Raw genomic sequence first — 25,601 nt, forward strand, 5'->3', positions numbered from 1 at the left:
ATAAAGCCGTGCGCACAACCCATTTCGAACGGCATAAGCCCGGACGCCTTGCACACGGCCGGGGCGGACAGACCGCAGCGAGGACAGCATCGCATCAGATGAAAAAAGGTTTTTACACCATCATGGCCGCGCAGTTTTTTTCGTCGCTGGCCGACAATGCGCTTCTGATCGCTGCAATTGCACTGCTGAAAGATCTTCACGCCCCAAACTGGATGACGCCGCTGCTCAAGTTGTTCTTTGTGCTGTCGTACGTCGTCCTCGCTGCCTTCGTCGGCGCCTTCGCCGATTCGCGTCCGAAAGGGCGTGTCATGTTCGTCACCAATACCATCAAGGTGGTCGGCTGCTTCACGATGCTGATCGGCGCGCATCCATTGATTGCGTACGGGATCGTCGGCTTTGGGGCAGCGGCCTACTCGCCCGCCAAATACGGCATCCTCACCGAACTGCTGCCGCCTGACCGCCTCGTCGCCGCCAACGGCTGGATCGAAGGCACTACGGTCGGTTCGATCATTCTTGGCACCGTATTAGGCGGTGCGTTGATCAGCCCGCATATCGCCTCGCACATTCTCAAGCACCACATTCCGACCGTCGACACGCCAGCCGAAGCGGCCATGCTGGTGATCATGGCGATCTACGTGGTCGCCGCACTCTTCAATCTGCGCATTCCCGACACCGGTGCCCGCTATCCGAAACAGGAGCGAGGCCCAGTCAAGCTCGTCACCGATTTTGCGGACTGCTTCCTGATTCTCTGGCACGACAAGCTGGGACAGATCTCGCTCGCGGTCACCACGCTGTTCTGGGGTGCCGGCGCGACGCTGCAGTTCATCGTGCTGAAGTGGGCCGAAGTGTCGCTCGGCATGTCGTTGTCCGAAGGCGCGATCCTGCAGGCGGTCGTGGCCGTCGGCGTGGCAGCGGGCGCGATCTTCGCGGCCTCGCGCGTGCCGCTCAAGAAGTCCCTTTCGGTATTGCCGGTCGGCATCGCGATGGGCATCGCGGTGATGATGATGGCCTTCTATACGCGCAACCTGTTTCCCGCTCATTGGGGCTTTTACTTCGGCCATATGCACGTGTCGGGCTATCTGATCCTTGCGTATATTTTCCTGATGATCGTTGGCGGCCTGTCAGGATTTTTCGTGGTACCGATGAATGCGCTGTTGCAGCATCGCGGCCACGTGCTGCTTTCCGCGGGTCACTCTATCGCTGTGCAAAACTTCAACGAAAACCTCTCGGTGCTCGTGATGCTGTGCCTGTACGCGGTGCTGGTGTGGCTCGACGTGCCGGTGTCGGCGGTTATCGTGCTGTTCGGCACCTTCGTGTGCGTGATGATGTGGTTCGTGATGCGGCGCCACCAGGCGAACCAGCGCGCGTTCGACTCGGTCGCGCTGATCGGCGAAGTGAAACACTGACGCAGCAGCACTTTCATGACTCAACGGATTCCCAACGTCCTGACGATCGCCGGCTCCGACTCCGGCGGCGGCGCCGGCATTCAGGCCGACCTCAAAGCCTTTTCGGCGCTCGGCGCCTACGGCGCGAGCGTGATTACCGCGCTGACCGCGCAAAACACACGCGGCGTGACGGCGATTCATACGCCCGAGCCGGCATTCGTCACGGCGCAACTCGACGCGGTCTTCGACGATATCCGCATCGACGCGGTGAAGATCGGCATGCTAGCGAACGCCCAGGTGGCGCGGGCTGTCGCCGAGGCGCTACGGCGGCATCGGCCGAAGCACGTCGTGCTCGATACCGTGATGATCTCCAAGAGCAATCACGCGCTGCTGTTACCCGACGCGGTTGCCGTGGTGCGCGACGAGTTGCTGCCGCTCGCCGACCTGCTGACGCCGAATCTGCCGGAAGCGGCTGCCTTACTGGGCCTTACCGCTGCCATCGACGAAGCAGGCATGATCGAACAAGGCGAAGCGTTGCGGGCGCTCGGCGCCCGCGCAGTGCTGATGAAAGGCGGCCATCTCGCGGCGGCCGACAGCCCCGACTGGCTCGTGCAGGAGTCGGGCACGCTGCGCCTCGGCGCGCGGCGCGTGCCGGTGACAAACACGCATGGGACCGGCTGCACGCTGTCATCGGCGATTGCGGCGCTGATCCCGCAGCGCGACGACCTCGCGGCTGCTGTAGCGGATGCGAAAGCGTATCTGACCGGCGCGCTTGAGGCTAGCGATCAACTCGACGTCGGCCGTGGCGTCGGGCCGGTGCATCATTTTTATCGCTGGTGGTGAGTTGAGCCGGCCGGTGTCGCTGCGAGCGGCACCCGCTGAGGTTCACTGCCGCGCGAATGCCTGCGCTTTCCGCGGCCAGTCGTCCGGCACGATAAAACCACGGGAGCGCTCGACCCAACGGCCCGCGTCGTCGATCCAGAAGGCCGCGACCATGGTCGGCCCGTTTTGATGCGCCACGCGCTCGTTCAGGGCGAGTGCATCGACAAATGCAATGCCTTCCGCTTCCGCCGCCCCCGGCTCATGCCTGCGCGGCGCGAGCCACTCCAGCCGCGGCAAAACCCGCCACGCCTGCGCATGGCCGGCCGCGAAAGCCGGCCAGTCCGTGCGCGTCGTCCACCAGCCACGTGCGTGGGCCGGATCGATTTCCGCGGGCTCGCCGGCCGGCTCGTCCCGCTCGTGCCGTTGCCATTGCCATTGCCCTAGCGGGTAGAACAGCCAGCCCTTGATAAACATCTGCGGTTCCCACGGACCCACGTGCCCCAGTGAGGCGAACTCGACGCGCGCGCTGAGCGGCAACTGATGATCGAGCAGGTGGCTCAGTTTCAGATCGAAGCGGTCCTGCAGATTCGGGCCGACATAGTCCGCCAGTTGCGCGCGCGAGTCTCCTGCGTGCAGATAGCACTTGACGGCCAGTTCCCAGTGCAGACGCCGACCCGCTTGCGTCTGCACCAGAAAGTCACATTCACCCAAGGTCAGACCCGCGCGCCGCAGAGGTACGTTCGCCGCGATGAGACGCGCGGTGGGGCCATGCTGCAGGAACCATGCGAGCAGACACTCCGCGTAACGGCCAAGACGGGTGAGGCGGGCCGCTGCGATGTCGCGTTGCAACCCGGTCGGATCGGCATCGAGAGCGTGCAACCAGGCGATTGTGGCAGCGAGCTCGCCGGAGGTTTCGAAGGCGCTGGCGAGCATCCCCACTGGTGGTTGCGCGCGCAACAGATCCGCGCTGAACAGTAGCCAGGCGAGATCGCGCACAACCGGCTGGCACAGCGCATCCCATTGCGCCGCAGGCGCAGCGGCCGGAAGCGCTGCCGGCCGGATCCCGTTCATCAGTCGGCCGTTGTTCTGGCAGTCGTTTCGGCCGCCTTGAGCCACGTGTCGCGGGCGAGACACAGATCGGCCCACGCCTTCGACTTGTCGGCCAGGCTGCGCAGCAGATAGGCCGGGTGATAGCTCACGATGACCGGCACGCCCTCATAGGTATGCACGCGGCCGCGCAGCGACGAAATACTCGCATCGGTCCTCAGAAGACTCTGTGCTGCGAAACGGCCGAGCGCAACGATCAGCTTCGGCTTGACGAGCGCGACCTGACGCTGCAGATACGGCTCGCAACGCATGACCTCGTCCGGCTCGGGATTGCGGTTGCCGGGCGGCCGGCATTTGATCACGTTGGCGATGTAGACGTTAGTGTCACGCGCGAGCGTCAGCGAACGCAGCATGTTGTCGAGCAGCTTGCCGGCCTGGCCGACGAACGGCTCGCCCTGACGATCCTCGTTTTCGCCTGGCGCTTCGCCGATCAGCATCCAGTCGGCGTTGCGATCGCCGACGCCAAATACCGTGTTGGTGCGCTTCTCGCACAAGCGGCATTGCTGGCAGCCAGCCACGCGTTCGGCGAGCGCATCCCAGTCGAGGGAGTCGACCGACGACGGCTTCGCGCGCGCCTCGGCGGGTACCAGGGGCGCCCCGGACGGCGGCTGGGTCGGCAGGTCGTCGAACCAGGCGAAATCGTCGTCAGGCGGGGCGGACGGTGAGGCAGCGTCGGAGCGGGCGGTATGTACAGTCTGTTCGGGACGCGCAGCGGGTGCACGCGGTGTCGCGGCGGGCGTGCCGCGTTCGGGCGCTCGCGGCGGCAGGTCGTCCTGGCGCACCGAAGAACGCTGATCAGCTTCGACACGTTCGGCAGGCTCGGTCTCCTGTCTGAGGCTTTGCGGCACATTACCGACGTCTGCAGCAGGCGCTGCAACTGCAGTTTCAGGTGCCGCGGCCGCCGACGCAGCCTCGCCGTCACTCGCCTGCCCCATTCCGCGACGCACCCACATCGGTGCAAGGCCGAACTCTTCCAAAGCGGATTCATGCAGCGCCATCTGCGCCCTCCCTGACAAAAGAAAAACGCATCACGATGGCATCCTCCCGGCTGCGATGCCGCGCCGGATAATAGTTCTTGCGACGGCCGATCGAAGCGAAGCCGAAGCGTTCATAGAGCCGGATAGCCCGGTGGTTCGAAGGCCGCACTTCGAGCAGCAGCCCGTCAAGTTTTTCGTTGCGCGTGATACGCACCGCTTCGCGCAGCAGCGACAGGCCCGCGCCCACACCTTGCGCGGCGGGCGCCACGCACAGATTCAGCAGATGCATCTCGTCGACCACCGGCATCAGCACGCAGTAGCCGATCAGGCTACCCGTGACATGACGCAGGCACACGCCGAAATAGCCGTTGCGCAGCGAATCTTCAAAATTGCCGCGGCTCCATGGAAATTCGTACGCCGCTTTTTCGATGATAGCGACCTCGTCGAGATCGCCTTCGGTCATTGGCGACATGTAGCGGTCCGCCAGCAACACGCCGCTCATCGTCCGCCCTCGCCTTGCGATGTTGGGTGTGGAGATGCCTGGTTGGCTGATTGATTCGCTACCTGAGGCGCCGCATGTTCCGCCTTCGCCGCTTTCTCAGCCTTATCCGCCATCCGTTCTGCCGTAGTCTGCGCAACCTTGTTTCGCACATACTCGGGCGCGGCGAGCTCTGCAGGAACCGTACGGCCTGCGCGCAGCGCGCGCAGCGCCGCGAATGCGAGCGGCAAGGCATGGGGCAGCGCTTCACCGTCGATCACCTGCGCAACGGTTGTGGCCACAAGGCGCGCGCCGAACGCTGCAGCAGCGTTACCCGCCAGCGTAAACGGCTCATCGGGCAAGCTCAGGCGGTCCGGCGCATCAAGTGACGCCGGCTGGACGGTGCGCCATTCGCCTTGTGCGTCATCCCATGCGTAATCGGCCCAATACACCTCGTCCATGCGGGCGTCGAGCGCCGCCAGCACCCGCTTGACGGACGGATCGCGCAAACGCGCGCTCTCGGCGCAGGCGAGCAGCGTACCGATTGGCACCACCGGGCAATCCAGGCCGAAAGCGAGCCCCTGAGCAACACCGGTCGCGGTCCGCAGGCCCGTGAACGATCCAGGCCCCGCCCCGAAGGCAATCGCGTCGCAATCAGCGAGCTTGAGGCCGGCTTCGTCGAACAGTTCGCGGATTGCGGGCAACAGGCGCGTGCTGGACACCGCACCGGTCGCCTCATGACGCACCCACGTGCGCGGTTCGGAGGCGGAGGCGCCCGCCGCGTCGACGGCGGCGGACAGAAGCGCGACCGAGCAGAATTCGGTCGACGTATCGAGGGCAAGCAGCACAGTTCGGGTCATGACCGCTATTGTAATGCGACGCCCCCAGTTGCCGGACAGGCAGCGTGCACGCAGCAGCGCAGAACGGCGCATAGGCTGCGCGAAGCGCCCCGCTCGCCACGCCGTTTGGAGTAATCGTTCGAGCTTCGTTCGATGCACCGGGCGAGGTCGCTTGTTATGATCGTCGGCCCATCTTGAATTTGCCACGGAGAAACACATGAGCGACGTCGACGCGCAATTCGCGAAAGCCCACGAAGAAGTGCAACAACTGCCGGAACGTCCGGGCAACCTGACGCTGCTGCGCCTGTACGCGCTCTACAAGCAGGCCACCAAGGGCGATGTGCAGGGCGACAAGCCGGGCTTCACCGATATCGTCGGCAAATACAAGTACGACGCATGGGCCGCGCTGAAAGGCACGGCACAGGACACCGCCAAGCAGCAGTACGTCGAACTGGTCGAATCGCTGAAAAGCGGCGCCTCGGCCTGAGAGCGGCCGCCAGTTTAGGTAGAACCGCCGCTTTCCTTCACGGAAATGTCTTAAACATGTGGCGCAGTGCAGCAAAAGCCGTTACAATCCTGCCTGCGCTTCACTGCTTTGCCCGGCTTTCTCCAGCGGCCTTTGCGGCGCAGCGCCTCGTAGCGTTTTGCTCCAATCCAGTTTAGAACCTGTCCCCTCCTGCCTAGCCCCCTACGGGCGATCATGTACCAGGCTGGCGGCACGCCGTGTTGGCATGTCGCAACCGATACAGCTTCTAACGAAAAGCTCGCCTTCATTGTCGCGAGCTGCCCCCGTTTTTCGATTTGCTCGCTGCTTCTTTGCTCGCTGAATCCGACGACTTGGGTATGCCGATTGGCGCCGACGTATTTATTCCGTGCATCACCCAGGATCGTTTCAAGGATTCTCATGACTTCGAGCAATACCCCCAGCAGCCCGTTGAACGCCATCGCCGACCAAGCCCTCGGTCTCGCCGCCAGTGACGCAGCACCCGTACAAGCCGCAGCCGTTGCTGCAGCGCCGGAAGCCGTCGCAGCCGAAACCGCGGCACCGGCCGGCCCGTCGTTCGCGTCGCTCGGTCTGTCCCCGGACGTCGTCTCCGCATTGACCGCCGCTGGCTACCAAACCCCGACCCCGGTTCAGCAACGCGCGATCCCCGCTGGCATCGCCGGCCGCGATCTGATGGTCTCGAGCCCGACCGGCTCGGGCAAGACCGCCGCGTTCATGCTGCCCGCCATCGAGCGTTTCTCGCAACTGCAAAAGGCGCAAGCCAGCCAGCCGCGTGAACCGCGTCCCGCTGACGGCGCCCGCACGCGCCGCCCGCAGCCGGTTGCCCGTCCGACCATGCTCGTTCTGACGCCGACCCGCGAACTCGCAATGCAGGTCACCACCGCCGCTGCCACGTATGGCAAGCACCTGAAGCGCCTGCGCACCGTCAGCATTCTCGGTGGCGTCGCTTATGGCCAGCAGCTGATGCTGCTTGCGAAGAACCCGGAAATTCTGGTTGCTACGCCGGGCCGTCTGATCGACCACCTGGAACGCGGCCGTATCGATCTGTCGCAACTGCAGATCCTTGTGCTCGACGAAGCTGACCGCATGCTCGACATGGGCTTCATCGAAGACATCGAAACGATCGTTGCCGCTACGCCGGCTTCGCGCCAGACCATGCTGTTCTCGGCCACGCTCGACGGCAAGATCACTTCGCTGACCGGCCGTCTGCTGAAGGACCCGGAGCGTATCGAGATCGTCCAGCGTATGGAGCAGCGCACCAACATCGCGCAAACCGTTCACTACGTCGACGACCGCGATCACAAGGACCGTCTGCTCGACCATCTGCTGCGCGACTCCGGCCTCGACCAGGCTATCGTTTTCACGGCAACCAAGATGGACGCCGACCAACTGGCTGGCCGTCTTGCCGACGCTGGCTTCGAATCGGCTGCACTGCACGGCGATCTGCCGCAAGGCGCACGTAACCGCACGATCAAAGCCCTGCGCGAGCGTCGTGTGCGCGTGCTGGTCGCAACTGACGTCGCAGCTCGCGGTATCGACATCCCCGGCATCACGCACGTGTTCAACTACGACCTGCCGAAGTTTGCTGAAGACTACGTGCACCGTATCGGCCGTACCGGCCGTGCTGGCCGCTCGGGTATCGCCGTGAGCCTCGTGCATCACGCGGAACAAGGCGCGTTGAAGCGCATCGAGCGTTTCGTGCGTACGCCGCTGGCGGTCAACGTCGTCGAAGGCTTCGAGCCGCGCAAGTCGGCTCCGTCGGGCAATGGCCGTCCTGGCTTTGGCGGCCGTGGCCGTCCGGGCGGTGGCAACGGCGGTGGCCGTCGCTTCGGCAGCGGCAGCGGTGCTGGCAAGCCGGCCGGTAATGGCGGCGGCGCCCGCACCGGCAACGGTGGCGGCAATGGCGGCGGCTGGGCCGGCAAGTCGGCCGGCGGCGGTTCGCGCGAAGGCTTCGGCGGTTCGCGTGATGGTGGCTACGGCGCACGCCGCAGCGACGGTCCGCGTACGGCGCGCCGTGGCAGCTGAATAAGTAGTTAAATGGGCGATGGACGGCCATGCGCCGCCCTCAACCCAGACGAAACCGGTGCTCGTGCACCGGTTTTTTTTCGTCCGGATTTTGGTCGTACGCAAAATTTCACGATGTGGAAAATTTTTTTGCCTCGTAAAAAATCGTGCTGCGTGGCACAACGAGGCTATTGCAGCAGGGAAAATCACGTTTCTCAATGCGAAACAAGTTTAATAAGCAATTGATTTTAAACAATTAAAAATCTCACATAACACGTGACATGCGTCTATTGCGCGCACTTCGATTTGCCTAGACTCTTATACAAGACTTCACGAAACGAAACGCCTTCACGGCACAGCGCTTCGAGAAGAAAGAGTTCACCGATCCACTATCCAGGCAATCCAAGGAGCAAACCATGACGTCACGCCAACAGCAAGCACAGCAACTCCAGCAGCAATGGGAAACCGATCCGCGCTGGAAGGGCATCAAACGCACCTATAGCGCAGATGACGTGGTGCGCCTGCGTGGCTCGGTGCCGGTTGAGCACACGCTCGCCAGGCGTGGCGCGGAAAAACTGTGGGAAAGCGTCAACAACGAGCCGTTCGTGAACTCGCTCGGTGCCCTGACCGGCAACCAGGCCATGCAGCAGGTGAAGGCCGGCCTCAAGGCGATCTATCTGTCGGGCTGGCAGGTGGCGGGCGATGCCAACGTCGCCGGCGAAATGTACCCGGACCAGTCGCTGTATCCGGCCAACTCGGTGCCGCTCGTGGTCAAGCGCATCAACAACACACTGACGCGCGCCGACCAGATCCAGTGGTCCGAAGGCAAGAACCCCGGCGACGAAAGCTATGTCGACTTCTTCGCGCCGATCGTGGCCGACGCTGAAGCCGGTTTCGGCGGCGTGCTGAACGCATTCGAACTGATGAAGGCCATGATCGAAGCGGGCGCTGCTGGCGTGCACTTCGAAGACCAGCTCGCCTCGGTGAAGAAGTGCGGCCACATGGGCGGCAAGGTGCTCGTGCCGACCCGCGAAAACATCGCCAAGCTGACCGCGGCGCGTCTGGCCGCGGACGTCTCCGGCACGCCGACCGTCCTGCTGGCCCGCACCGACGCGGAAGCCGCTGACCTGGTCACCTCGGACATCGACGACAACGACAAGCCGTTCCTGACCGGCGAGCGCACCGTCGAAGGCTTCTACCGCACGCGCCCGGGCATCGAACAGGCCATCTCGCGCGGCCTCGCATACGCGCCGTACGCCGACATGATCTGGTGCGAAACCGGCAAGCCTGACCTCGCATTCGCGAAGAAATTCGCCGAGGCCATCCACAAGGAATTCCCGGGCAAGATGCTCGCGTACAACTGCTCGCCGTCGTTCAACTGGAAGAAGAACCTCGATGACGCGACGATCGCCAGGTTCCAGAAGGAACTCGGTGCGATGGGCTACAAGTTCCAGTTCATCACGCTGGCTGGCTTCCACGCGCTCAACTACTCGATGTTCAATCTCGCGCACGGTTATGCCCGCAACCAGATGACCGCGTTCGTCGAAATGCAGCAGGCGGAATTCGCAGCGGCCGAAAAGGGCTTCACCGCGGTCAAGCACCAGCGCGAAGTGGGCACGGGCTACTTCGACGCCGTGACGCAAACGGTCGAACGCGAGGCCTCGACGACTGCGCTGCATGGCTCGACGGAAGACGAACAGTTTTTCGACAAGAAGGTGGCGTAAGGCGTTGGTCGGCACAAACCATGGTTCAAACCAGGTCTGTGCCGGCTAACAACTTGAAACGGGGGCTTGAAAGTAAAAGCCCAGGCGAATCGACAGGCAGGCAGACAGACCGAAAAGTGGTCCCGCCAGAGGACCGCAATCAGGGAGGAGACAGTCAAGCCGGAGAAGGCCTGCAAGCGAGACCCACAAGGTCTCCAGACGGGCCCGGGCGGACCGCGGAATCTGAGAGAAAAGTAGATGGCACAGCTAACTATGATGTGCCGCAGGCAGCGCGCCGGCTTCATCCCGCCGGCGCGTTTTTTCCAGGCCGCGTTCGTTCACCGATACACGATCACCGGAATCTTCGTATGCGTGAGCACCCGCTGCGTCTCGCTGCCGATCAACAGGCTGCCGAGTCCACGGCGTCCATGCGAGGCCATGAAGATCACGTCGCAACCACCCTTTTCGGCCGCCTCGATGATGCCGAGATACGGCGCCGGATGCACGCTGGTGAGGCTTCTGACGATCACCCCAACGTTGCGCCCAGCCCATTCGACCTCCCGCAGATGCACGCGCGCTTCGCGCTCGCTGCGCTCCAGGAAATCGCCGGGCGGCTCGATTACCACTTCGGAGAACGGCGAGTAGGGATATTGCGGCAAGCAGGCATACGCGGTGACATCCGCGCCGATCGCCTGAGCGAGATCGATTGCGCCTTCGATCGCTTTTCGTGACAAGTCTGAACCATCCGTCGGAACCAGGATGTGTCTGAACATGGTGCCTCCGTCGTCGACTGCGGCTGGACCTGCAAAGCGGCGGCAATGTATTGCATCGCATCGGCCAGCGCAAAGCAGGTCTTCAGGACAGCGAAAGCCGGGCCGAACCCGAACCTTACGAAACGGAAAACGCGCCGCCCCAATCGATTGTAGTGCGCCTGAGTCGACACGACGCCCGCTTGCGGGTCTGTCCGCATATCGGAAACCCGCGCGGCGCCTCAATCCGGACTATGGCGGCCGCGCCCTCACCCCCAATAACCGGGATGACCGTAGGTATGTTTAAGAAAGTCCAGGAACAGCCGCACCCGCAACGGCAGATGGCGGCGCTGCGGAAAAACGGCATGAATACCGATGGGCGGTGCGGCGAACTCATCGAGTACGCTGACGAGCCGGCCGGCCGCGATATCGGTGCCCACTTCCCACCACGAACGCCACGCCAGCCCATTACCCTCGAGACACCACTCGTGCAGCACCGCGCCGTCGGAGCATTCCATCGTGCCGGACACCTTGATCGAGACGACCTTGTCGCCCTGCTGGAACACCCAGCCGCGCTGCTGGTTAGCGCTGGCGCCGAGTGCAAGACAGTTGTGATGGACCAGGTCGGCGAGGCTTTGCGGCGCGCCGCGGCGCGTCAGATAGTCCGGCGACGCCACGCAGACGCGGCGGTTTTCACCGAGCCGCAGCGACACCAGCGACGAATCCGGCAATTCCCCCAGCCGCACTGCGCAATCGAAGCCCTCGTTGACCAGATCCACCAGCCGGTCGGACAGATCGAGTGTGATCGAGACGTCGGGATGTGCCACGGTAAATGCCGGCACCAGCGGCGCGACATGGCGCCGCCCGAAGCCGGCCGGCGCCGATACGCGCAGGTGGCCACTCGCCTTCACGCCGCCCGCCGAGACGCTCGCCTCGGCGCTCTGCATATCGTTGATGACTCGCTGGCAGTCTTCGAGGAACGCCGAGCCCTCGAAGGTCAGCGTGATCTTGCGCGTAGTGCGCACCAGCAGTTTCACGCCCAGCCGCTCTTCGAGCGCATCGATGCGGCGGCCGATGATGGCAGGCGCCACGCCTTCGGCCTGCGCCGCCGCCGACAGGCTACCCTTGGCCGCGACGGTGACAAAAGTCTCGATCTGCTTGAAACGGTCCATGAAGTCGCTGAAGCGGGACGCCGGATGCGGGCAAGAGCCCCGGCGTTCGCACCGAAAGTAGGAACGGGATTCAGATTAGGTGGGTGAAAGTAAAAGATCAAGTGATGTTTAGCCTCTTTTTAAGCGTGGAGTATCACTAATACAATCAGTTTGACCTCGAATTGGAGCGCACGGCAATGTCGGCCACAACGACACTCTCCCCTAAAGCAGTCATTTTCGACGCCTACGGCACGCTGTTCGACGTGCATTCGGTCGTCGCTGCGGCGGAGCAAATGTTCCCCGGCCACGGCGATGCGCTCTCGCAGCTATGGCGGCAAAAGCAGATCGAATACAGCCAGTTGCGCACGCTTGCCGATCCCACCGGCGCACGCTATCAACCATTCTGGAACATCACGCGCGATGCGCTGCGCTTCGCCGCGCACAAGCTCGGCCTCACGCTCAATCGCTCGGCGGAAAAGCGTCTGATGGATGAATACGCGTGCCTGTCGGCGTTCCCGGATGCAGTGCCCGCGCTGCGCCGGTTGCGTGAGCCGCGCGAGCGGCATGCCGAAGCGGCAAAGGCGCCACAAGCAGTTGCAGACGTTCAAGGCACTCCGGGCACTCAATCTCAGTCAGCCGCGCTCGGCCTGGCCATTCTGTCCAACGGCAATCCGCAGATGCTCGACATCGCCGTCAAGAGCGCCGGCATGAGCGGACTGTTCGATCACGTCCTTTCAGTCGACACGGTCCGCGCCTACAAGCCAGCACCCGCCGCCTACACACTCGGCACGCAGGCATTCGGCGTCGAGCCGGGCGAGATCGTGTTCGTCTCGTCGAACGGCTGGGACGCGGCCGGCGCGAACTGGTTCGGCTACACCACGTTCTGGCTCAACCGGCAAGGCGTCCCCGCTGAAGAGCTAGGCGTCACGCCCCATGGCACGGGTGGGAGCATGAACGACCTGCTCGCTTTTTTGCACACCCTCACAGCACCCGACGAGAGCCGCAGCCGCACGCGCCACAGCCCTGGCGCATGACGGCAACCGCAACCGTACCGGATGCCTGCAACGCAGTTCCACCCAACCTCGCGCATCTCAATCGCTGTTTAACCGCATTTGAAAATTTGCAGTTTTGCAATCTGACCGACCAAGGAGAAAACATGGCGAACCCGCTTTCATCGCAGTTGCCGCAGGGCATGGAAATTACCGGCGAGATCAAGCCCGGCTATGAAGCGATCCTCACCCGCGACGCGCTCGAACTCGTCGCCGCGCTGCATCGCACGTTCGAGCCGCGTCGCCAGGCGCTGCTGAAAGCGCGCGTCGACCGCACGAAACGGCTCGATGCCGGCGAGCGTCCCGACTTCCTCGCTGAGACGAAGAGCATCCGCGAAGGCGACTGGAAGATCGCGCCGCTGCCGCAGGACCTGCAATGCCGCCGCGTGGAAATCACCGGGCCGGTCGAGCGCAAGATGATCATCAACGCGCTGAATTCCGGCGCGGATTCGTACATGACCGACTTCGAAGATTCGAACGCACCGAGCTGGGACAACCAGATCATCGGCCACATCAATCTGAAGGACGCGGTGCGCCGGACCATCTCGCTCGAACAGAACGGCAAGTCGTACAAGCTCAACGACAAGGTTGCGACGCTGATCGTGCGTCCGCGCGGCTGGCACCTCGACGAGAAGCATGTGAAGGTCGACGGTCAGCGCGTCTCCGGCGGCATTTTCGATTTCGCACTGTTCCTGTTCCACAACGCGAAGGAACTGGTCGCACGCGGCTCAGGGCCTTACTTCTATCTGCCGAAGATGGAGAGCCATCTCGAAGCGCGTCTGTGGAACGAGATCTTCGTTGCTGCACAGGAAGCGGTCGGCGTGCCGCGTGGCACGATCCGCGCAACGGTGCTGATCGAAACGATCCTCGCCGCGTTCGAAATGGACGAGATTCTGTACGAACTGCGCGAACACAGCTCGGGGCTGAACGCCGGCCGTTGGGACTACATATTTTCAGCCATCAAGAAGTTCAAGAGCGACCGCGATTTCTGCCTCGCCGACCGCTCGCAGATCACCATGACGTCGCCGTTCATGCGTGCCTACGCGCTGTTGTTGCTGAAGACGTGCCATCGTCGCAATGCGCCGGCCATCGGCGGCATGAGCGCGCTGATTCCGATCAAGAACGATCCGGCCGCAAACGACAAGGCCATGGGCGGTGTGCGCTCGGACAAGGCGCGCGATGCCGGCGACGGTTACGACGGCGGCTGGGTCGCGCACCCGGGTCTCGTGCCGATCGCGATGGAAGAGTTCGTCAAGGTATTGGGCGACCAGCCGAACCAGATCGGCAAGCAACACACCGATGTCGAAGTGAGCGGGAAAGATCTGACCGACTTCCGACCGGAAGCGCCGATCACCGAAGCGGGTCTGCGCAACAACATCAACGTGGGGATTCACTACCTTGGTTCGTGGCTCGCGGGCAATGGCTGCGTGCCGATCCACAACCTGATGGAAGACGCCGCAACCGCGGAGATTTCGCGCTCGCAGGTGTGGCAATGGATTCGCTCGCCGAAGGGCGCGCTCGACGACGGCCGCAAGGTCACCGCAGAACTGGTGCGCGAACTGTCGAAGCAGGAACTGGGGAAGGTGAAGCAGGCGGTGGGTGGCGATACGCAACCGTATGACCGCGCGGCGGAAATCTTCGAGGAGATGTCGACCTCGGAGCAGTTCACCGACTTCCTGACGCTGCCGCTGTACGAAGAGATCTGAAGTACGTTTCCATGCCGCGCTGCTGCCCAATGCAGCAGCGCGGTTCGCAAGGCTGACCGACCGGACGGCCCAGCAGGCTCAGGCTTGCCGGGCCGTTTTTTTATGGCGGCGAGTGCGACTCGTGCGAGCATTCTAACGCGAGCGGCGATACGCAACCCAGTCGCCCGAACGAATCTCGGGCAAGCCCTCCACCGCTCGTTCCGTGACCGGGTAGAAGCGGCAGGCAAGCGGTACGCCGTCCACGTCGACCGTCACCTCACGGGCCAGAAACAGGCCTTCGACACCCGGATAAATCTCCTCGATTTCATCGAGCACGGCGACCAGATCCGGATCGATTTCATAGACATCGCCATGCACGGGCGAACCCGCCTCGCTGGGCACGAGCCCGGGGTAGGCGCCGAAGTCGAACAGACGGCCGCGCACCGTGGCCGTACCGAGCAGCGTGGGTTCAGCAATGTCGTGCCGGGCAGCGGCCTGGCTGATGTCGTTGATCTCGCCGGCCCGCAAGGTGCCGTACACGAAAACCTTCTGCATCGTAGGGAATCCTCTCGCTTGAATTAAGCCGGGGCCACTGATGCCTCTTCTCGCCCGGCGAAACGGATCGGATGCATTATGCCTGCGCCATCATCGCCAGCGGTCCGCGAAAAAATCACCGCTTAAGAGTCTTGCCGCGCAACGCCCTACAATGGGAGCCAACAAACCGTTCCGGGTTCCGCCCGGTGTCGCCGTCATGAATGCATCAGACGCTCTCCCGCTTTCGACTCAGATCGAGTTCTCCGATATTCCGCCGGAGTTCGCGCCGACCCGCACCCATCCGATCCGCGTGCGCTCACGGCCCATGGCAGCCGGCGTGCACATCGCCCGTCACACCCATGCCTGGGCCCAGGTTGCGTATGCATCGCGCGGCGTGCTGCGCGTCGGCACGCAGGGCACCACGTGGATGGTGCCGCCGTCGCGCGCGATCTGGATGCCGCCACACGTGACGCACGAGGTGGTGATCGTCGAGGAGGCGTTCTTGCGGACGCTGTATATCGACGAACACGCGGCGCCGCCGGGACTCGACGCATGCCGCGTCGTCGAAGTATCGAATCTGCTGCGCGAGGTCATCGCCGCGCTCGATGAACCCGGCCTCTCGGCGACCCGCGAACAGGTGCTCGGAGCGCTGGCGCTCGACGAGCTGACCCGCTCCGAGCCGCTGCCGCTGTCTGTGCCGATGCCCAACGAAAAGCGCTTGCGCGCGCTGTGCGAAGCGGTGATTGCCAACCCCGCCAATACGGATTCGCTCGAACAGTGGGCCGCGAGTGTCGGCGCGAGTACCCGCACGATTGCGCGGCTGTTTCGTCAGGAGCTGGGCGTCAGCTTTTCGCAGTGGCGTCAGCAGGCGCTGCTCGCCCGCGCGATTCCGTTGTTGAGCCAAGGCAGGCCACTTGCGCACGTCGCGCAGGAGCTGGGTTATCAGAGCCAGAGCGCGTTTTCGGCGATGTTCCGGCGCGCGTTCGGCAGGAGTCCACGCGCGTTCATGGAGCGGGGTGCGGAACGCGTCGAGAGCGAGCGCGGTGCAGAAGCCAGTGAGGATGACTTGCCGGATGGTGCGCAGGTGGCGGATGCGCCGGAGTTCGACCGTTGACTGGCGCTGAATAAACGACTTGCTACAAAACCAGGCAAGCGGGACTTTGAGCGGTACCCCAACCGGCGCGCGCGGCAACGCCGCCCGCTACACGCGCCGCGCCAGGTGGCGAATCGCGCCCAGTTGCGCCAGGCGCGGCCCGGCAAGCTTGTAACCCATGCGCAGATAAAGCCGCGCAGCGGGATTGTCGACGAACACCCGCAGTTGCAGCTCGCGCAAACCGCGCTCACGCGCCCACTGATGCGAGATCTCCAGCATATAGGTGCCCGCGCCGCGGCGCCGGTAGCCATCGGCGATCTGCACGTCACGGATATGCAGCGAGTCGCCCTCCTCCGTGATGCGCAGCACGCCGGCTGCGTGACCGTCCATTTCGAGAATGTAGTTTTCCGACTCGCGCCAGCTTCCAAGAAACAGATCGCTGCGCCAGACGAGGTGGTGCCGTTTGTAGTAACCACCCATGTTGTTGCGCGTCAGCGCTTCGGCGAACGCGAAGTCGTCCATGCTGGCCTTGCGCAACTGGAACGGCAACGGAGCTTCAGTAGGGACGAACATGACGCGGCGGGCAAATGATGATCCGCACAAAGGTAAAACACGCCGCGCGCGCTGGCAATGGCTGTTTGTCCCGAGAACGGGGAAGACCGGCGAAATGACGCAAAAAGCCATCATGGAAGGCCATTGAGACCGCTTGAGGCGCAGCGATTGCGTGAGCGGCAGGTGCGGAAGTTGACGTTATGCTTACAGGCGTATCACGGGCGTTCGCGCGGCACGCCATGCAGACGCCCGGCGCGTGCCGTTCGACAATCCGTTGCAGCGCATCATGCTACCCGCACTCGCTATGCTTCAAGCGCGTATCACCGCCGGTTCGATCCCGACACCACATCGATCCACACCGCCAGCACGAGGATGCTGCCTTTGACGATCATCTGCCAATAGGCATCCACGTCGAGCATGGACATGCCGTTATCGAGACTCGCCATCACCAGCGCGCCGATCAAGGCCCCGTACACCGTCCCGGAGCCGCCACGCATCGACGTACCGCCGATAAAACACGCCGCAATCGCATCGAGCTCACCCATCGATCCCGCCGAGGGCGAGCCCGCCGCCAGGCGCGCCGTATTGACGATGCCGCCGAACGCGCACATCAGCCCCATCAGCGCGAAAATCGCCAGCTTCACCCGGTTCGTGTTCACGCCTGATAGCCGCGTCGCTTCCAGGTTCGAACCGACCGCATAAATGCGCCGGCCGAACACGGTTTGCGTGGCGATCCACGTAAAGATGCCGAGCAACGCCAGCAGCAACAGCACCGGCACGGGAATGCCGCCGTAGCGGTCGAGCGTCGCCACGAACGCCAGCAGGATCACCCCGGCGCCTACGATCTTCGCCGCGTCCTGCCAGACGGGTACCACTGGCAACTGGTAGCGTTGACGGTTGCGCCGCTGCCGCACGGTCAGGAGCGCCAGCAATGCAAACAGCACGACCGCAAGCGTATCGCCCGCAAGCTGCGGCAAATAACCCTGCCCGACGAACACAAAGCTGTCGGACACCGGTGCGATGGTGGAACCGCCCGTCACGCCGAGCAGAATGCCGCGATACGCCAGCATGCCGCCGAGGCCCACGATAAACGACGGCACGCGCCGGTACGTCGACCACCAGCCGTTGAAAAGACCCACCAGCACACCGAGCACCATCACCACCGGCACGGTGACGCCGATGGGCCAATGCCGGTTGACGTCGAGAATCGCCGCGACGCCGCCGAGCAGACCGAGCAGCGAGCCCACCGACAAATCGATCTCGCCCGCAATGATGACGAACACCATGCCGCACGCCAGCATCCCGGTGATCGACATCTGCCGCAGCAGATTCGACAGATTGCGCGGCGTGATGAACGCGCCGCTGGTGAGGAACGAGAAGAAGATCCAGATGGCTGCCACGGCGAACAGCAGCGCGAGAATCTTGTAGCGTGCGAACAGTTGCTGCACGCGCTGCGCGCCGCCGAACGAAGCGTTCGCCGCAGCGTCTTTGGGAGGTTGGGAAGTGACGTCGGGAGTCATGCTGCGCTCGCTTCGGTTGGGTTCGTGGTTCGCTGCACCGGACGGATCGCCGCCGTGAGAATGTCTTCTTGCGTGAGGCCGTCGTTGATGAAATCGCCGCGCAATTCGCCCTCGCCGATCACCAGCACGCGATCGCTGATGCCCAGCACCTCGGGCATCTCCGACGACACCATCACGATCGACATGCCGCGGTGCGCGAGCTGCACGATCAGTTTGTAGATTTCGTATTTGGCACCGACGTCGACGCCGCGGGTCGGCTCGTCGAGGATCAGCACCTTCGGATCGGTTAGCAGCATGCGGGTGAGCACGGCCTTCTGCTGGTTGCCGCCGGAGAGGCTCGCAATCGACAGCATCGGATGCGCCGCGCGCACCGAGAGCCGCTTCATCTCCGTATGAATGGTATCGAGCTCGGCCGCCGAATCGATTCGCGCGCCCCTGGCAAAGCGCTGCAACACCGACAGCGTGATGTTGTGTCCCACGCTCAGGTGCGGCACGATGCCGTGGCGCTTGCGATCCTCGGGCACCATGCCGATGCCGGCGCGAATCGCATCGGCCGGTGCGCGTATTTTCAGGGGCTTACCGTCGAGCAGCACCGTTGCCTCGCTCACGCCGGGATAGGCGCCGAAGATCGCCTGCATCAGCTCCGTGCGCCCCGCTCCCACCAGGCCCGCCACGCCGAGTATCTCGCCGCGTCTTAAGGTGAACGACACATCGTCGACCCGTTTGCGGCGCGGATTGGTCACGTCGAAACAGGTCACGTGGCGTGCCTCGAAGATCACGTCGCCGAGCGGCCGCGGCTCGCGAGGAAACAGATTGGTAATCTCGCGGCCCACCATCATCGCGATGATGCGGTCGGTGGTCAGCGCGCGCATCGGTTCGGTGGCGACATGCCGGCCATCGCGGATCACGGTAATGGTGTCGCAGACGGCTTCCACTTCGTCGAGCTTGTGCGAGATATACACGCAGGCCACGCCACGCCGCTTCAGATCGCGCACGATGTCCAGCAGAATCTGCGTTTCCGAACTGGTGAGAGACGACGACGGTTCGTCGAGAATCAGCAGCTTCGCGCGCTTGTTGAGCGCCTTGGCGATCTCGATCAGCTGTTGATGGCCGCCGCCGTAGTTCATCACCGGCTGCGCCACATTGATGCCTTCGATATGCAGCTCGCGCAGCAGTTCGTCGGCGCGCTGGAACATCGCGGCGTAGTTCATGCGGCCGCCCGGCAACGTGATCTCATTGCCAAGAAAGATGTTCTCCGCCACCGAGAGCTCCGGCACCAGCATCAACTCCTGGTGGATGATCACGATCCCGGCGCGCTCCGTGTCGCGCACGTTCATGGCCTTCAGCGGCTGCCCTTCCCAGAGGATCTCGCCATCCCAGGTGCCGTACGGATAGACCCCGGACAGCACCTTCATCAGCGTCGATTTGCCCGCGCCGTTCTCGCCGCACAGGCCGACGCATTCGCCCGGCGACACGGCCAGATCGATACCGTCCAGAGCCTTCACGCCGGAAAACGCTTTGACGATGCCGTGCATCGCCAGCAAAGATTGCGTCATTCGCTCTTGCCTCGCTGCAAAGCGCGCGACGACGCGGTTGCGCTCAACACGCAACAGGCGCCATCGCGCGCGGTCCCGCTTATGGGCCGCTCATTGGCCGCTTTTTGGCATGCATATTGGCCCATTCATTGGGCCACTCATCGACCTGCTTACTGGCTCGCGAGCTGCGCCTGAGTGTAGAAGCCATCCTTTATGACGACATCCACATTGCTCTTGGTCAACAGCGTCGGCTGCAGCAGGATGGCGTCGACCTTCTTCTTGCCGTTGTCGTACTGCGCGTTGTAGGCAGGCTTGTCGCCCTTCGCGAGTTGCACGGCGAGGTTCGCGGCCTGGCTGGCGATCAGCTTGAGCGGCTTGTAGACGGTCATCGTCTGCGTGCCGTCAATCAGACGCCTGACGGCTGCGAGGTCCGCGTCCTGGCCCGATACCGGCACCTTGCCAGCCATGTGCTGCGCTGCCAGCGCCTGAATCGCACCGCCCGCCGTGCCGTCGTTCGACGCCACCACGGCATCGATCTTGTTGTTGTTCGCGGTCAGCGCATCTTCCATGATGCGCAGGGCCGTGGACGCGCTCCACTTCGGCACCCATTGCTGACCGACGACCTTGATATCGCCGCGGTCGATAGCAGGCTTGAGGATCTTCATCTGACCTTCACGCAGCATCTTGGCGTTGTTGTCCGTGGGCGCACCTCCGAGCATGAAGTAATTGCCCTTCGGTTGCGCGTTGTAGACGCCCTGAGCCTGCAATTCGCCGACCTTCTCGTTGTCGAACGAGATGTAGGCGTCGATGTCGGCATCGAGAATCAGCCGGTCGTACGACACGACCTTGATGCCTGCCTTCTTCGCTTCGGCCACCACATTGCCGAGCGTCTTCGAATTGAACGGCACGATCACGATCACGTCGACGCCGCGCGAAATCAGGTTTTCGATCTGCGAGATCTGCCGCTCTTCACTCGCATCGGCTGACTGCACCGAGACCTTGGCGCCGAGTTTTTCGGCTGCGGCCACGAAATAATCGCGGTCGCGCGACCAGCGTTCGACGCGCAGGTCGTCGATACAGAAACCGATTTCCGGATGATCCTTGCTTGCATGCGCCAGCGGTGCAGCGAGCGACAAACTGGCGAGCACGGCTCCGCACACCAGTGAACTCAAAACGGAACGACGCGTTGAAAATTTCATGTCTCACTCCTCTCTTTTATAACCGGCAACACCGGGCTAACGGCCTGCGCGGCGAACCGCGCGGCCGGATACACGACTAACGATGGACTACCCCTTAGTACCCCTTACCGGCGCGGCCATTGCGGCTGCGCATTGCTTTAAGCTCTTCTATTCGACGCCCTCGCGGGCGACGTTTTCACCGGGCGACACCTCACCGCGCGACGTCTCGCCGCGACCAGGCATCAGACATGAAACCTCAGGCGCTCGGCACTACGCGTCTGCGGCAAACACGGGCTCAAGTGCCCGGTACAGCGCATGAAACGTCGGACGACGTTCATTGCGATACCACGCGTGACGCACCATGTCCGGTTCACGTACGGCGAGAATTTCCGGCGTCGGGCAGATAGCCTCAAGCGGCGCACCAGGTTCGAGCGCCAGATGCGCAAGCCGTGCCGCGCCCAGCGCCGGCCCAACCTCACCCCCCGCACGCAAGGTCAGCGGACGCCCGGAGATATCCGCCAGCATCTGGGTCCAGTAAGCGCTGCGCGAGCCGCCACCGATTACCGAAATGTCGTCAGGTACGAGACCGGCAGCGTGCAGTGCGTCCATGCCGTCGAGCAAGGCAAAGCCGACGCCTTCGAGCGTGGCGTTCGCCAGATCCGCACGGCTGGTCTGCGGCGCGAGGCCATAGAACACACCCTTCGCGTTGACGTTGTTGTGCGGCGTGCGCTCGCCGGTCAGATACGGCAGAAACCACGGCCGCCGGTCGCGTGCCTGAGCTTCGGCATCGGCGAGCAGTGCGGCCACATCGGCGTAGCCCGTCAGTTGCGCAGTGAAATCGAGGCATCCGGCAGCGTTGAGCATCACCGACATCAGATGCCAGGTCTGCGGCAAGGCATGACAGAAGCTATGGACTGCTGACGCAGGGTTGGCGAGGAAGCCGTCGGAGACCGCGAAATACACACCGGATGTGCCGAGCGAAAGCATCGCCTGCTTCGGCTTGACGATACCCACGCCCACGGCACCGGCCGCGTTGTCGCCGCCGCCTGCGATCACGGGAATTTCACCGATTCCCCATTCGCGTGCGAGTTCGGCTTTGAGCGTGCCCGTCACGCGGTTGCCTTCGAACACTTCGGGCATCTGCTCACGCGTGAGTCCGCAGGAGGACAGCAACGCGCCGCTATAGTCGCGCTGCGCCACATCGAGCCAGAGCGTACCTGCAGCATCGGAAGGATCGGTGGCGAAGCCGCCGGTCAGGCAATAGCGCAGATAGTCTTTCGGCAGCAGTACCTTGGCGATGCGGGCAAAAATCTCCGGTTCGTGTTTGCGGACCCAGAGCAGTTTGGGCGCCGTGAACCCTGGCATGGCAAGATTTCCTGCCACCGTTCGAAGTTGCGGCACGGCTGTTTCGAGTTCGCGGCATTCGGCATCCGAACGTCCGTCGTTCCATAGAATCGCCGGTCGCAATACGTCGCCTTGCGCGTCGAGCAGCGTTGCGCCGTGCATCTGGCCCGTCAGACCCAGTGCCTCGATCTGCGTTGCGCCAATCCCGGCTGCGCGCGCCTGTTCGAGCAGATCGCCAACCGCCGCCCTGGTGGCATTCCACCAGTCGCGCGGATCCTGTTCAGACCAGCGCGGCTGCGGCCGGCTAACGGTCAGCGCGCGCGCCGCCGTGCAGCGTACGCGGCCATCGCGGTCGAGTAGCACGGCCTTGACGCCTGACGTGCCGAGGTCGATACCGATGAACATGTCTCCATCCTCGTTTTGCGCCAGTATGCGCAATCACCAACGGCTGCGCGATTGCGAAACTGGCCAGTCGTCCTAACGTTTTTTCGTGTCCATCGAATGGGCTTTGCGCGTTCCACGTCATCGCGCACGGCACGGCGCTTTAACGCAGCGCCACGCCGCGTCGCGCGCTCAGCGCAGACCGTAGACAGCCTGGTTGACGATGTTTTCCAGCCGCTCCTGCTGGCCGCTCGCATGCTGCGGGTTCACCCCGCGGCCGACCGCGTCGCCGGCAAGCTCCGACAGCGAATAGCCGCCAGAAAGGATTTTGCGGCCGAACTCCGTCTCCCAGCCGGCGTAACGCTCGCGCTTGAACTTTTCGAGCCGGTCGTTTTCGATCAGCACGGCAGCCCGCTCGACCGCGAGCGCGAGGTTGTCGATCGCGCCGATATGCCCGAAGAACAGGTCTTCCGCATCGACGCTCTGACGCCGCACCTTGGAGTCGAAGTTCATCCCGCCGGTCGAAAAACCGCCGTGCCGGAGGATTTCATAGAGCGCGAGCGTCAGTTCCTCGACGCTATTCGGAAACTGGTCGGTGTCCCAGCCGTTTTGCGGATCCCCGCGGTTGGCATCCACGCTGCCGAAAATGCCAAGTGCAAACGCCGTGGCGATCTCGTGATGGAACGAGTGCCCCGCCAGCGTCGCATGATTGGCTTCGATATTGACGCGGATCTCGTTCTGCAGGCCGTATTGCGTGAGAAACCCATGCACGGCGGCGACGTCGTAATCGTATTGATGCTTGGTCGGCTCCTGCGGTTTCGGCTCGATGAGCAGCGTACCCTTGAAGCCGATCTTGTGCTTATGCTCGACCACCATGTTGAGAAACCGCGCAAACTGATCGCGCTCGCGCACCAGGTCGGTATTGAGCAGCGTGTCGTAGCCTTCGCGGCCGCCCCACAGCACATAGTTCTCTCCGCCGAGCCGTTGCGTGGCGTCGAGCGCATGGCGTACCTGAGTGGCGGCAAACGCAAACACATCGGGGTTTGGGCTGGTTGCCGCGCCGCCCGCATAGCGCGGATGTGAGAACAGGTTGGCCGTGCCCCACAGAAGCTTTACGCCGGTATCCTGCTGCTTGCGCGCCAGATAGTCGCTGATGCGCGTGAAATTCTCGCTGTACTCCTTGATGCTCGCGCCTTCCGGAGCCACGTCGGTATCGTGGAATGTATAGTAAGGGGTACCGAGCTTCGAGAAGAATTCGAACGCGGCGTCGGCCTTCTGATGCGCGCGCTCCATGGCGTCGCCGGGCTGCTGCCACGGACGCACGAAGGTGCCCTGCCCGAAGATATCGACACCCGGCCATACGAACGTATGCCAGTAGCACACGGCAATGCGCAGATGCTCTTCGAGCGTCTTGCCGAGCACACGTTTAGTGCGGTCGTAGTGATGGAAAGCGAGCGGATTGTCCGATTGCGGACCTTCGTAGCGAACGGCGGGAATGTGTTCGAAGTAGGACATGAGTGTCTCCATTAATTGTTGCAGTGCAACCCGTGCGGCAGCGCCTGGCCGGGTTCGACAAGCTGTCGCCATGCTGCCGCGCGCGGCCCGTGCCCGCAATTGCGAAATTGCGCAGCATGGTTAATGTTTCTCACCGCCCGCGCTATTGGCGTGCACACGCAATGCAATCCGGGCCTAAAATAACCGGACACTTAAAAACCGGCTCGGCCAGGCTAGCCGCGCCCCATATGGAGACAATGGCCCGCCGGCTCGCCACGCCGCCGCGCCATCGACGATGACCCGCCCCCAGACGCCGCAAAGACCCCATCGGATCGCGCTGCTGTTCAACGCGAACAAGGTGTATGACCGCCAGATCATTAGCGGCATTGGCAATTACCTGCTCTCCACCCGCGTTGCGTGGGACCTGTTTCTCGAAGAAGACTTTCGCTGCCGGCTGACAGGCATCGAGCGCTTCGACGGCGACGGCATCATCGCGGACTTCGACGACCCCGCAGTCTGCGAAGCGCTGCGCGGCTGCCCGCTGCCGGTGGTGGCAGTCGGTTCGTCGTACGAGGACGAGACGCACTACCCGCCCGAACTGCCCTACATCGCGACGGATAACACCCAGCTCGTCTCGCTCGCCTATACCCATCTGATCGGTGCGGGCTTGCCGCACTTCGCGCTCTATAGCCTGCCGCAGGCACCGGAGAACCGCTGGGCGCAGCAGCGCGAGCTGGCCTTCGTCAGCCTGCGCGCCGCCGAAGGCCGCAGCGCCGAGGAGATCGACGACGAGATCTACCGTGGCCTGTCCACCAGCGCACCGTCGTGGAACCAGGCCATCGAACAGCTCACGGGCTGGCTCGAAAAACTGCCCAAACCGGTCGGCATCATCGCGGTCAGCGACGCCCGCGCACGGCAACTGCTGCAAGCCTGCCTGACCGCCGGGATAGCCGTGCCCGAACAGGTCTCGATCATCGGCATCGACAACGATCCGCTGAGCCGCACTCTCACACGCATTCCGCTGTCGTCCGTGATTCAGGGCACCGAGGAAATGGGTCGCACTGCCGCTCACCTGCTGCATCAGATGCTGCACGGCGCGCGCTTTCCGGGCCGGCGCATCCGCGTGCCGCCGGTCGGTATCAACGTGCTCGAATCGACCCGTCACCAGCCGCTTACGAGCCCTTATGTGATGCGCGCGCGGCACTTTATCCGCCAGTACGGTTGCCAGGGTATCCGCACCGAACAGGTGGCCGATTACGTCGGCGTGTCGCGCTCGTCGCTCGAAGAATATTTTCGGCGCGAATTGCAATGTACAGTGCATCAGGAGATCCTGCGTCACAAGCTCGATGCCGCCAAGGCGATGCTCGCGAGACGCGACGCCTCGAGCGCGGAGGTTGCGATCCGTTGCGGCTTTACGTCCTTGCAGTACATGTATGCGGTGTTTCGCCGTGAGCTCGGCTGCACGCCGCGGGAATATCAGGAACGTACCAGGTCCGCGGCTGCACCCGACTAGGCA

Annotated in this window: 23 protein-coding genes; 9 read left to right on the top strand and 14 right to left on the bottom strand. The window is 63.3% G+C overall.

Features of this window, described 5'->3' with window-relative positions; translation table 11 throughout:
* The first annotated feature begins 98 nt into the window (after positions 1-98).
* Both lplT and thiD read left to right on the top strand, forming a co-directional pair.
* Positions 99-1,406: a lysophospholipid transporter LplT gene (gene lplT, locus P3T24_RS07505; RefSeq protein ID WP_074264260.1), complete on the top strand. Its 1,308-nt coding sequence runs from the start codon at positions 99-101 to the stop codon at positions 1,404-1,406.
* Between the two features lie 15 nt (positions 1,407-1,421).
* Positions 1,422-2,228 carry a bifunctional hydroxymethylpyrimidine kinase/phosphomethylpyrimidine kinase gene (thiD, locus tag P3T24_RS07510; protein ID WP_429433479.1) on the top strand — a complete coding sequence of 269 codons (807 nt, stop codon included), beginning with the start codon at positions 1,422-1,424 and terminating at the stop codon, positions 2,226-2,228.
* Positions 2,229-2,270: 42 nt separating this feature from the next.
* Here thiD and P3T24_RS07515 read toward each other — a convergent pair whose 3' ends face one another.
* The 4 genes from P3T24_RS07515 to tsaB are packed head-to-tail and all read right to left on the bottom strand — an operon-like array spanning position 2,271 to position 5,629.
* Entirely contained in the window at positions 2,271-3,281 is a 1,011-nt protein-coding gene (locus P3T24_RS07515) for a DUF1853 family protein (RefSeq protein ID WP_429434280.1), read from the bottom strand.
* Entirely contained in the window at positions 3,278-4,312 is a 1,035-nt protein-coding gene (locus P3T24_RS07520; protein ID WP_429433481.1) for a uracil-DNA glycosylase, read from the bottom strand. Before P3T24_RS07520 ends, P3T24_RS07515 begins: the two co-directional genes overlap by 4 nt.
* Positions 4,299-4,793, bottom strand: a complete 495-nt coding sequence (gene rimI / locus P3T24_RS07525; RefSeq protein WP_074264256.1) for a ribosomal protein S18-alanine N-acetyltransferase — start codon at positions 4,791-4,793, stop codon at positions 4,299-4,301. The genes P3T24_RS07520 and rimI overlap by 14 nt, the downstream gene beginning before the upstream one ends.
* Positions 4,790-5,629: a tRNA (adenosine(37)-N6)-threonylcarbamoyltransferase complex dimerization subunit type 1 TsaB gene (tsaB, locus tag P3T24_RS07530; RefSeq protein WP_429433483.1), complete on the bottom strand. Its 840-nt coding sequence runs from the start codon at positions 5,627-5,629 to the stop codon at positions 4,790-4,792. Before tsaB ends, rimI begins: the two co-directional genes overlap by 4 nt.
* Before the next feature lie 196 nt (positions 5,630-5,825).
* On the opposite strand from tsaB, the gene P3T24_RS07535 reads away from it, so the two are divergent.
* Positions 5,826-6,095 (top strand): acyl-CoA-binding protein, encoded by a 270-nt coding sequence (locus P3T24_RS07535; RefSeq protein WP_074264255.1) that lies wholly within the window; start codon positions 5,826-5,828, stop codon positions 6,093-6,095.
* Positions 6,096-6,145: 50 nt separating this feature from the next.
* Here P3T24_RS07535 and P3T24_RS07540 read toward each other — a convergent pair whose 3' ends face one another.
* Positions 6,146-6,514 (bottom strand): hypothetical protein, encoded by a 369-nt coding sequence (locus tag P3T24_RS07540; RefSeq protein ID WP_143787492.1) that lies wholly within the window; start codon positions 6,512-6,514, stop codon positions 6,146-6,148.
* Here P3T24_RS07540 and P3T24_RS07545 point away from each other — a divergent pair.
* Positions 6,513-8,138: a DEAD/DEAH box helicase gene (locus tag P3T24_RS07545; RefSeq protein ID WP_429433485.1), complete on the top strand. Its 1,626-nt coding sequence runs from the start codon at positions 6,513-6,515 to the stop codon at positions 8,136-8,138. The two genes, P3T24_RS07540 and P3T24_RS07545, sit on opposite strands and share 2 nt — an antisense overlap.
* Before the next feature lie 395 nt (positions 8,139-8,533).
* On the top strand, positions 8,534-9,841 hold the full coding sequence (gene aceA / locus P3T24_RS07550) for an isocitrate lyase (protein WP_429433487.1): 1,308 nt from the start codon (positions 8,534-8,536) through the stop codon (positions 9,839-9,841).
* Positions 9,842-10,158: 317 nt separating this feature from the next.
* Here the strand turns inward: aceA and P3T24_RS07555 are convergent, their stop codons facing one another.
* Entirely contained in the window at positions 10,159-10,593 is a 435-nt protein-coding gene (locus P3T24_RS07555; RefSeq protein WP_074264252.1) for a universal stress protein, read from the bottom strand.
* Between the two features lie 245 nt (positions 10,594-10,838).
* Entirely contained in the window at positions 10,839-11,741 is a 903-nt protein-coding gene (locus P3T24_RS07560) for a LysR family transcriptional regulator (protein ID WP_429433489.1), read from the bottom strand.
* Between the two features lie 176 nt (positions 11,742-11,917).
* On the opposite strand from P3T24_RS07560, the gene P3T24_RS07565 reads away from it, so the two are divergent.
* The gene (locus tag P3T24_RS07565; RefSeq protein ID WP_429433491.1) at positions 11,918-12,754 is read left to right on the top strand and encodes a (S)-2-haloacid dehalogenase; all 837 of its coding nucleotides are present in this window, start codon (positions 11,918-11,920) and stop codon (positions 12,752-12,754) included.
* Positions 12,755-12,876: 122 nt separating this feature from the next.
* Positions 12,877-14,475: a malate synthase A gene (gene aceB / locus P3T24_RS07570; RefSeq protein WP_429433493.1), complete on the top strand. Its 1,599-nt coding sequence runs from the start codon at positions 12,877-12,879 to the stop codon at positions 14,473-14,475.
* A gap of 132 nt (positions 14,476-14,607) precedes the next feature.
* Here aceB and P3T24_RS07575 read toward each other — a convergent pair whose 3' ends face one another.
* Positions 14,608-15,009: a gamma-glutamylcyclotransferase family protein gene (locus P3T24_RS07575; protein ID WP_074264248.1), complete on the bottom strand. Its 402-nt coding sequence runs from the start codon at positions 15,007-15,009 to the stop codon at positions 14,608-14,610.
* Between the two features lie 196 nt (positions 15,010-15,205).
* On the opposite strand from P3T24_RS07575, the gene P3T24_RS07580 reads away from it, so the two are divergent.
* A complete protein-coding gene (locus P3T24_RS07580; protein WP_429433495.1) occupies positions 15,206-16,102 on the top strand; it encodes an AraC family transcriptional regulator in 897 nt (298 codons plus the stop codon).
* Between the two features lie 87 nt (positions 16,103-16,189).
* Here the strand turns inward: P3T24_RS07580 and P3T24_RS07585 are convergent, their stop codons facing one another.
* The 6 genes from P3T24_RS07585 to xylA all read right to left on the bottom strand — a co-directional run bounded on the left by P3T24_RS07585 (position 16,190) and on the right by xylA (position 24,106).
* Positions 16,190-16,654, bottom strand: coding sequence for a GNAT family N-acetyltransferase (locus P3T24_RS07585; protein ID WP_429433497.1), 465 nt, complete (start codon positions 16,652-16,654; stop codon positions 16,190-16,192).
* Between the two features lie 299 nt (positions 16,655-16,953).
* Positions 16,954-18,153: a sugar ABC transporter permease gene (locus tag P3T24_RS07590; protein WP_429433499.1), complete on the bottom strand. Its 1,200-nt coding sequence runs from the start codon at positions 18,151-18,153 to the stop codon at positions 16,954-16,956.
* A complete protein-coding gene (gene xylG, locus P3T24_RS07595; protein WP_429404655.1) occupies positions 18,150-19,709 on the bottom strand; it encodes a D-xylose ABC transporter ATP-binding protein in 1,560 nt (519 codons plus the stop codon). The genes P3T24_RS07590 and xylG overlap by 4 nt, the downstream gene beginning before the upstream one ends.
* Before the next feature lie 149 nt (positions 19,710-19,858).
* Complete coding sequence (gene xylF, locus P3T24_RS07600; protein ID WP_429433501.1) at positions 19,859-20,887, bottom strand: D-xylose ABC transporter substrate-binding protein; 1,029 nt, start codon at positions 20,885-20,887, stop codon at positions 19,859-19,861.
* Positions 20,888-21,136: 249 nt separating this feature from the next.
* A complete protein-coding gene (gene xylB, locus P3T24_RS07605) occupies positions 21,137-22,615 on the bottom strand; it encodes a xylulokinase (RefSeq protein WP_429433503.1) in 1,479 nt (492 codons plus the stop codon).
* Between the two features lie 168 nt (positions 22,616-22,783).
* Positions 22,784-24,106 carry a xylose isomerase gene (xylA, locus tag P3T24_RS07610; protein ID WP_429404650.1) on the bottom strand — a complete coding sequence of 441 codons (1,323 nt, stop codon included), beginning with the start codon at positions 24,104-24,106 and terminating at the stop codon, positions 22,784-22,786.
* 274 nt (positions 24,107-24,380) lie between these two features.
* Between xylA and P3T24_RS07615 the strand changes: the two genes are divergently transcribed.
* Positions 24,381-25,598: a XylR family transcriptional regulator gene (locus P3T24_RS07615; protein WP_429433505.1), complete on the top strand. Its 1,218-nt coding sequence runs from the start codon at positions 24,381-24,383 to the stop codon at positions 25,596-25,598.
* Positions 25,599-25,601: the final 3 nt, after the last annotated feature.

Origin of the sequence: Paraburkholderia sp. GAS33 (assembly GCF_050436645.1) — a bacterium.
Taxonomy (GTDB): domain Bacteria; phylum Pseudomonadota; class Gammaproteobacteria; order Burkholderiales; family Burkholderiaceae; genus Paraburkholderia; species Paraburkholderia phenazinium_B.

Excerpts from the sequence above, each read along its gene's own strand:
- lplT (WP_074264260.1), top strand. The coding sequence starts at position 99 with ATGAAAAAAGGTTTTTACACCATCATGGCCGCGCAGTTTTTTTCGTCG.
- thiD (WP_429433479.1), top strand. The coding sequence starts at position 1,422 with ATGACTCAACGGATTCCCAACGTCCTGACGATCGCCGGCTCCGACTCC.
- P3T24_RS07520 (WP_429433481.1), bottom strand. The coding sequence starts at position 4,312 with ATGGCGCTGCATGAATCCGCTTTGGAAGAGTTCGGCCTTGCACCGATG.
- rimI (WP_074264256.1), bottom strand. The coding sequence starts at position 4,793 with ATGAGCGGCGTGTTGCTGGCGGACCGCTACATGTCGCCAATGACCGAA.
- tsaB (WP_429433483.1), bottom strand. The coding sequence starts at position 5,629 with ATGACCCGAACTGTGCTGCTTGCCCTCGATACGTCGACCGAATTCTGC.
- P3T24_RS07535 (WP_074264255.1), top strand. The coding sequence starts at position 5,826 with ATGAGCGACGTCGACGCGCAATTCGCGAAAGCCCACGAAGAAGTGCAA.
- P3T24_RS07545 (WP_429433485.1), top strand. The coding sequence starts at position 6,513 with ATGACTTCGAGCAATACCCCCAGCAGCCCGTTGAACGCCATCGCCGAC.
- P3T24_RS07540 (WP_143787492.1), bottom strand. The coding sequence starts at position 6,514 with ATGAGAATCCTTGAAACGATCCTGGGTGATGCACGGAATAAATACGTC.
- aceA (WP_429433487.1), top strand. The coding sequence starts at position 8,534 with ATGACGTCACGCCAACAGCAAGCACAGCAACTCCAGCAGCAATGGGAA.
- P3T24_RS07555 (WP_074264252.1), bottom strand. The coding sequence starts at position 10,593 with ATGTTCAGACACATCCTGGTTCCGACGGATGGTTCAGACTTGTCACGA.
- P3T24_RS07560 (WP_429433489.1), bottom strand. The coding sequence starts at position 11,741 with ATGGACCGTTTCAAGCAGATCGAGACTTTTGTCACCGTCGCGGCCAAG.
- P3T24_RS07565 (WP_429433491.1), top strand. The coding sequence starts at position 11,918 with ATGTCGGCCACAACGACACTCTCCCCTAAAGCAGTCATTTTCGACGCC.
- aceB (WP_429433493.1), top strand. The coding sequence starts at position 12,877 with ATGGCGAACCCGCTTTCATCGCAGTTGCCGCAGGGCATGGAAATTACC.
- P3T24_RS07575 (WP_074264248.1), bottom strand. The coding sequence starts at position 15,009 with ATGCAGAAGGTTTTCGTGTACGGCACCTTGCGGGCCGGCGAGATCAAC.
- P3T24_RS07580 (WP_429433495.1), top strand. The coding sequence starts at position 15,206 with ATGAATGCATCAGACGCTCTCCCGCTTTCGACTCAGATCGAGTTCTCC.
- P3T24_RS07585 (WP_429433497.1), bottom strand. The coding sequence starts at position 16,654 with ATGTTCGTCCCTACTGAAGCTCCGTTGCCGTTCCAGTTGCGCAAGGCC.
- P3T24_RS07590 (WP_429433499.1), bottom strand. The coding sequence starts at position 18,153 with ATGACTCCCGACGTCACTTCCCAACCTCCCAAAGACGCTGCGGCGAAC.
- xylG (WP_429404655.1), bottom strand. The coding sequence starts at position 19,709 with ATGACGCAATCTTTGCTGGCGATGCACGGCATCGTCAAAGCGTTTTCC.
- xylF (WP_429433501.1), bottom strand. The coding sequence starts at position 20,887 with ATGAAATTTTCAACGCGTCGTTCCGTTTTGAGTTCACTGGTGTGCGGA.
- xylB (WP_429433503.1), bottom strand. The coding sequence starts at position 22,615 with ATGTTCATCGGTATCGACCTCGGCACGTCAGGCGTCAAGGCCGTGCTA.
- xylA (WP_429404650.1), bottom strand. The coding sequence starts at position 24,106 with ATGTCCTACTTCGAACACATTCCCGCCGTTCGCTACGAAGGTCCGCAA.
- P3T24_RS07615 (WP_429433505.1), top strand. The coding sequence starts at position 24,381 with ATGACCCGCCCCCAGACGCCGCAAAGACCCCATCGGATCGCGCTGCTG.